The following is a 6,889-nucleotide window of genomic DNA, read 5'->3' as shown; positions in this document are numbered from 1 at the left end:
GCCGCCGCCCATCCGCCGGGTGCTGCCCATGCTGGCGCCGCGGGTGGACGCCGATGGCAATGAGCTGGGCGGCGTGCCGGTGGTGCTGCTCGAAGCGCCGCTGGGCACTTACCTGGGCTGGAACATCACGGCGGGCGGTGCCCGGCCGTTCCACCAGGGGCAGATCTGCAATTACGTGGGCGGCATGGTGCCCTTTGCCCGAACGGCGCAAGAGCGCGGTGCCAACGGTGACCCGCGCCTGTCGCTGCAGGAGCGCTACGGTTCGCACGAGGGCTATGTGGCCGCCGTACGCAAGGCCACCGACAAAGCCCAGGCCCAGGGCTTCCTGCTGGCCGAAGACGCGGTGCGCTTAATCAAGGCTGCCGAAGCCAGTGCGGTGCTGCGCTGAAGGCGATTTTTACCGAATATCATCCCGTAGTAAAACCCATCAAAGGAGACAAACCATGATTTCATTTAACCGGCGCGACGTCCTGCGCATCGCTGCGGCCAGTGCTGCAACCGCATCACCCCTGCTGCATGCGCAGTCAGCCTGGCCCACCAAGCCAGTGACGATGATCGTGCCGTTTCCAGCCGGTGGCGGCACCGACGCATTCGCCCGCCCGCTGTCCGCCCAGTTCGCGAAGCTGACCGGCAAGCAGCTCATCATCGACAACCGCGGCGGCGCCGGCGGCACGCTGGGGGCCAGTATCGCTGCCAGGGCCCAGCCCGACGGCTATACGCTCTTCATGGGCGCAGTGCACCACACCATCRCGCCCTCGATGTATCCCAAGCTGGACTACGACATCGAGAAAGATTTTGTGCCACTGGCCCTGATGGCCAACGTGCCGCAGGTGCTGGTGGTCAACCCCCGCAACTTGCCGTTCCCCGACTTCAAGGCCTACCTTGAAGCTGTGCGCAAGGCGCCGGGCAAGTACAACTACGGTTCGGCCGGCGCGGGCACTTCGCACCACCTGGCCGGCGAGTTGTTCAAGCAGCAGACCAAGACCTTCATCACCCACATTCCCTACCGCGGCGCGGGCCCGGCCCTGCAGGATTTGATTTCCGGCAATGTCGACATGWTGTTTGACGGCCTGGGCTCTTCCGCCAACCATATCAAGGGCGGCCGGATCAAGGCGCTCATGGTGTCCGGCACCAAACGCAACCCGGCTTTCCCGGATGTGCCCTGCGCCGGCGAACTGGGCTTGCCCAACTACACCGTGACCACCTGGTACGGCATGTGGGCGCCCAAGGGTACGCCGGCAGACGTGCAGGCGCGCATCGTGGAAGACCTGCGCAAAGCCGCCACCACCGACGAGCTCAAAGCCATCTGGGCCAACAACGGCGCGGACTTCGGCAACCTCACGCCGCAGCAATTCGGCGCGTTCGTGAGCGGCGAGGTCAAACGCTGGTCGGCCGTGGTGAAAGCCTCTGGCGCCAAACTCGACTGATCCCTTGATGACCGGTGTCGTTTTACTGGAAGTGAAAGGCCCCGTTGCCTTTGTGACGCTGTCCCATCCCGGCAAGCTCAATGCCATGTCTCGCGCCATGTGGCGCGAGCTACGTGCGGCGTTTGAGCGCATCCAGCAAAACGCAGCGTTGTGTTGCGTGCTGGTGCGGGGAGAGGGCGGGCAGTTTTGCGCGGGCGGCGACATCTCCGAATACGCCGGCTTTCGCTTTGAGGAAGCGGGCCTGCGCGCGTTTCATGAAGACGATGTATGGGGCGGCTTGCAGGCCATGCTGGACTGCGACGTCCCCATCGTCGCGCAGATCGAAGGCAACTGTATGGGCGCCGGCGTTGAAATTGCCAGCTGCTGCGATATCCGTATCGCCGGCGATACGGCAAAGTTTGGTGCGCCCATCGCCAAGCTCGGCTTCCCGATGGCGCCGCGCGAGGCTGCGCTGGTGATGCGTGCCGCCGGGGAGCTGACCGCTAGGGAGATGCTGCTTTCGGCTGCCGTTCTGGGGGCCGCCGAGATGAAGCAGCGCGGCTTTCTCAACCAGGTTGCGCCGGGCCAGGACGTCGGGGCCCTGGTCATGGCTTGCGTGGATCGCACCTGCGCCCTTGCGCCTGGCGCCGCTCGCCTGAATAAACAGGCATTCAGGGCTCTGGCGCCCACTGGACCAGCGCAACCAGCTACTGATTTGATAGCAACAGCCTACCGTTATGCACCTTCTGCCGAGCACCGCGAAGGTATTGCCGCTTTCACTGAAAAACGCCTGCCCCGGTTTGATCGCCGGGCGGCCGAAATTCCAACCATAGCCAGCCTGACCCATGAAAAACCATAACCTGTTTGCAACGCTTCGAGCCGCGTTTCCTTCTTCGCTCAATGAAGTCGCCGTCGAAACTGACAACGGCCTCTGCTATTCGTGGCGCGACCTCGAACGCGGCACTGCGATGATGGCCAACCTGCTGGCCTTGCTGGGGTTACCTGAAGGGGCCAGGGTGGCGGTGCAGGTCGAGAAGTCGGTGGAGGCCATGATGCTTTACCTGGCGACGCTGCGCGCCGGCTATGTGTTTTTGCCGCTCAACACTGCCTACCAAAGCGCCGAGATCGAATACTTCATCGGCAACGCGGAGCCGTCGGTGATAGTCTGCAGCAGCAAGAATTTTGGTTGGGTCAGCAAGATCGCCTTCAAGGCCGGCACGCAGAACGTGTTCACACTGGACGATGACCGCACAGGCTCGCTGCTGGACCGTGCAACGCATTGCAGCGACCGGCATGAAGTGGTGGCACGGCAGGCGGACGACCTGGCCGCCATCCTCTACACCAGCGGTACCACCGGCCGCAGCAAGGGCGCCATGCTTTCGCACGGCAACATGCTGAGCAATGCGCTGGTGCTTAAAGATGCCTGGGGCTGGACGGCTACCGGAGGGCCCGAAGGCCGTGGCGATGTGCTGATCCATGCCCTGCCGATTTTTCATGTGCACGGACTCTTTGTTGCCATTCACGGTGCGCTCATCAACGGCAGCAAGATGATCTGGCTGGCCAAATTCGACCCCAAGCTGGTGGTGAAAAAGCTGCCCCAAGCCACGGTGTTCATGGGAGTGCCCACGCTGTATGTGCGCCTGCTGGCCGAGCCGGGCCTGACGCGCGAGGCTTGCCGCAACATGCGGCTCTTTGTGGCGGGGTCGGCGCCTTTGCTGATCGAGACCTTCAACGAGTGGAAAGAGCGCACCGGCCACACCATTCTGGAACGCTACGGCATGTCGGAAACCGTGATGCTCACGTCCAACCCCTACCAAGGCGCCGAGCGGCGCGGCGGTACGGTGGGCTTTGCGCTGCCGGGTGTCAGCCTGCGTGTGCAGGACGAAGGCGGCGAGTCATTGCCGGCCGGTGAGATCGGCGGCATCCAGGTCAAGGGCCCGAATATTTTCAAGGGCTATTGGCGCATGCCGGAGAAGACAAAAGAAGAGTTCACCGCAGACGGCTACTTCAAGACCGGCGACGTGGGCAAGATCGACGAGCGCGGCTACATCGTCATCGTGGGCCGCAGCAAGGACCTCATCATCAGCGGCGGCTACAACGTCTATCCCGCCGAAATCGAAGGCTACATCAACGACATGCCTGGCGTGGCCGAAAGCGCGCTGGTCGGTGTGCCGCACCCGGATTTCGGCGAGGTCGGCGTGGCCGTCGTTATCGCCAAGCCGGGCGTCGTGCTCGAGGGCAGCGGGATTGTGGGCGAATTGAAATCGAAGCTGGCCAACTTCAAGATTCCCAAGCACTGCTTTGTGGTCAGTGAATTGCCGCGCAACACCATGGGCAAGGTACAGAAGAATTTGCTGCGTGAGCAGTACAAGGGATTGTTTACCCGGGCCGCGGCTTAAGAACAGGTTCTAAGGCGCAAAGTCGTCGACCTGGATCACCTTGTCGGCGGCGCGTAAATAAGCCAACGCCAGGTCCGGGCGGCTTGAGGCTTTCGCGGCGTGCTCCATGGACTGATTGCTGCGCACGGCCTTGTTCAGCGCCACGGTTTCTTCGCCGAGCTGCGTTGCCAGATCGAGCGCATCCATCAGGTCGCGCAGCCCGCCGCTGGTAGGCGTTGCCAAGTCAGGGCACAAGCGTTTCACCACGACGGGGTGGGTTCGCAGAAGTTTGGCCAGCTCCAGCAACTGAACATCCCGAAGCGGTGCCAGGCGTGTGCTGCGGTTCAGCACCAGCGCACCCACTACACGCCTTAGCGGCGAAGGAAAGTTGGCATAGAGGGCCTCCAGCGTGTTGCCGGCTTCATCGAGCCGTACGCGAATGGCTGCCTGTGCGACCGGCAGCATATTCGTATCCTTGTCGACGGCATAACGCCAAAGGCAGGCGCTGGCCATGTAGAGGTGGGCCAGCACATCGCCCAGCCGGGCCGACAGCAGCTCCATGCGCTTGAGCTTGCCGCCCAGCAAGCCCATGGCCAGGTCGCAGGTCAATGCGTACTGGCTGCTCAAGCGGGCGATGAGTCGGGCTTCTTTTTCCAGGCCCGCGGGGGGCGAGCCTTGCAAGGGTGCACCGGCTATGCTGTGCCAGAAGTTACGCAGCACGTGTCCGCCATGGCCGATCAGCGCTTCCCCCAGCGCCTGCGCATCGTTGCCTTGCACGGCTTGCATTTCCTTCATCACGTAGGGGTGGCAGCGCACCGCGCCTTGTCCAAAAATGATCAGCGAGCGGGTCAGGATGTTGGCGCCTTCCACGGTGATGGCAATAGGCGCGCCGCGGTAAGCCACCGACAACAGATTGGATGGCCCCTGGATGATCCCCTTGCCGCCCAGGATGTCCATGCCGCGGTTGACGGCGCGCCGGCCGGCTTCGGTCAGGTGCACTTTCAGGATGGCGCTGGCCACGCTGGGCTGCTCGCCCTTGTCGAGTACGGCGGCGGTGTAGCGGCGTGCGGCGTCCGTCGCATAGAGCTCACAGGCCATTTCCGCAATCACGCCGGCAATCGCGTCGAAGCGGCCGATGGGCAGGCCGAACTGCTCCCGCACCTGGCCGTAACCGTTGGCGACGAAAAGCGCGGTTTGCTGCATGGCCGAGCCCAACGCCGGCAGGGAGATCGCGCGCCCCGCCGCCAGGCATTCCATCAGCATGCGCCAGCCCTGGCCGACCTGCTGCTCGCCACCGATGATCCAGTCCATGGGGATGAAGACTTCACGGCCTTCGATGGGACCATTCATGAAGGCGGCGTCCATCGGCCGGTGCCGCCTGCCGATCTGCATGCCCGGTTGCGGCACGGGAATCAGCGCGCAGGTGATGCCCAGGTTGCGCTGTCCTTCGGGCAGGGTTTCGTCCACCGCGTTGAAGGCCAGGCCGACTACGGTAGCCACCGGCGCCAGGGTGATGTAGCGCTTGGAGAAATCCACACTGAAGCCGCGCACCATGACGCCGTCGATCTCGCGCGCGGTGACAACGCCGCGGTCAGGGATGGATGCGGCATCGGAGCCCGCATAAGGCGAGGTCAGTCCGAAGCAGGGCAGGTCGCGGCCATCGGCCAGGCGTGGCAGGTAGTGCTCTTTTTGCGCCGCTGTGCCATAGCGCAGCAACAGTTCGGCCGGACCCAGCGAATTGGGCACCATGACGGTGACTGCCGCAGAAATATTGAGTGTGGCGATACGCGTCACTACCGTGGCATGGGCGTAGTGGCTGAAGCCGAGGCCGCCCCACTCCTCGGGAATGATCATTCCGAAGAAGCGCCTGCCGCGCATGAAAGCCCAGACTTCGGCCGGCAGGTCGCCAGCCTGGTCGATGGCGAAATCGTCCAGCAGTGCGCACAATGCCGTGACCTCGTTGTCCAGGAAAGCCTGCTCTTTGGCGCTCAGTACATTGGGTCCAGCGGCCAGCAGGGCATCAAAATGGGGCGTTCCCGAGAACAGCTGGCCTTCGAACCCGACCGTGCCCGCCTCCAGCGCTGCCCGCTCGGTATCGCCCATGACGGGCAGTGCACGGGCAAAGGGTTTCATGGCGGCCTCGCCTAACCATCGGGTCAATCCCATGGGTTTCTCCTGAGCTGAAAGTAAGGGGTTGCCCTTAGCGTATGCAGCGCAGGCCAATTGGGCAGCCGTCCTTGGGCGTATCTGGCTGTAGGCGAATTGGCCCAGATGCCGGGCTGCCGTGGAGGCAAGCCCCGGGGAGAAAAAGTTCCCGCGGCTCTAGGGCCTGTCATCATATAAATCGCCCCCGCGTGGCATCCGGAAAAGGCCGCAATCTAGGCGCGAAATGAAGCCGGGGTAGGCCCCCGGTGAGGCTTCGCAACGACGAGTGCGGCCTTTTCCGGGTGCCACCCGTAGGGCTGGGGCTGCAAGGGGCGCCTCGCGTTGTTGCAGCCCTTGACCGGGGGATACCCCCGGTCGGCGGCCTGCGCCTAGCGCTGCGCCCCTTGCAGCCCCAGCGCGGGGGCGATTTATATGATGACAGGCCCTAGCCCTCTTATACAATTGCTCCGGTCTGATTTTTGCTTGAGTTTCCTGGTTTTTACTTCCAAGTTTTAAGAGGAGTTACGGACATTATGAAAAAGCATCTTGGCTATCTGGCGATTTCAACCATCCTGGCAGCCATGCTGGMCGGTTGCGGTAAAAAAGAGGAGGCACCTGTCGCTGCTGCTCCGGCGCCCGCAGCAAGCGCACCCGCCGCTGCCCCCGCCGAAGAAAAGGTGCTCAATGTCTACAACTGGCCTGACTATGTCGCCAAGGACATGATCGCCAACTTCGAAAAAGAAACCGGCATCAAGGTCAACTACCAGACCTTTGAAAACAACGAAGCCCTGCACGCCAAGCTGGTGGCAGGGAACACCGGCTACGACATCGTGGTGCCGGGCGCCGTATTCGCCAAACCACAAATCGACGGCGGCCTGCTTGCCAAGCTCGACAAGTCCAAGGTCGCCAACTACGGCAACCTCGACCCCGCCATCATGGAAAAGCTGGGCACCATCGACC

Annotated in this window: 6 protein-coding genes; 5 read left to right on the top strand and 1 reads right to left on the bottom strand. The window is 63.0% G+C overall.

Features of this window, described 5'->3' with window-relative positions; genetic code table 11:
* From AC1D1X_RS12035 to AC1D1X_RS12020, 4 genes are all read left to right on the top strand, one after another.
* Positions 1-388 (top strand): alpha/beta hydrolase domain-containing protein (locus AC1D1X_RS12035; RefSeq protein ID WP_477698339.1); only part of this gene is annotated, 388 nt, incomplete at its 5' end.
* A 55-nt stretch (positions 389-443) separates the two neighbouring features.
* Entirely contained in the window at positions 444-1,427 is a 984-nt protein-coding gene (locus AC1D1X_RS12030) for a Bug family tripartite tricarboxylate transporter substrate binding protein (protein ID WP_477698338.1), read from the top strand.
* A 7-nt stretch (positions 1,428-1,434) separates the two neighbouring features.
* Complete coding sequence (locus AC1D1X_RS12025; RefSeq protein ID WP_477669060.1) at positions 1,435-2,265, top strand: enoyl-CoA hydratase/isomerase family protein; 831 nt, start codon at positions 1,435-1,437, stop codon at positions 2,263-2,265.
* Entirely contained in the window at positions 2,252-3,805 is a 1,554-nt protein-coding gene (locus tag AC1D1X_RS12020; RefSeq protein WP_477669061.1) for a malonate--CoA ligase, read from the top strand. Before AC1D1X_RS12025 ends, AC1D1X_RS12020 begins: the two co-directional genes overlap by 14 nt.
* Before the next feature lie 9 nt (positions 3,806-3,814).
* Here the strand turns inward: AC1D1X_RS12020 and AC1D1X_RS12015 are convergent, their stop codons facing one another.
* A complete protein-coding gene (locus AC1D1X_RS12015; RefSeq protein WP_477669062.1) occupies positions 3,815-5,950 on the bottom strand; it encodes an acyl-CoA dehydrogenase in 2,136 nt (711 codons plus the stop codon).
* 512 nt (positions 5,951-6,462) lie between these two features.
* Between AC1D1X_RS12015 and AC1D1X_RS12010 the strand changes: the two genes are divergently transcribed.
* Positions 6,463-6,889, top strand: a 427-nt coding sequence (locus tag AC1D1X_RS12010) for an extracellular solute-binding protein (RefSeq protein ID WP_477698337.1), incomplete at its 3' end; no start/stop codon positions are given.

The organism is Polaromonas sp. P1_G4 (assembly GCF_056405475.1).
Note: the sequence above shows the minus strand (reverse complement) of the source record. Positions and strands in the feature narration are given on the sequence as shown.

Excerpts from the sequence above, each read along its gene's own strand:
- AC1D1X_RS12015 (WP_477669062.1), bottom strand. The coding sequence starts at position 5,950 with ATGGGATTGACCCGATGGTTAGGCGAGGCCGCCATGAAACCCTTTGCC.
- AC1D1X_RS12025 (WP_477669060.1), top strand. The coding sequence starts at position 1,435 with ATGACCGGTGTCGTTTTACTGGAAGTGAAAGGCCCCGTTGCCTTTGTG.
- AC1D1X_RS12020 (WP_477669061.1), top strand. The coding sequence starts at position 2,252 with ATGAAAAACCATAACCTGTTTGCAACGCTTCGAGCCGCGTTTCCTTCT.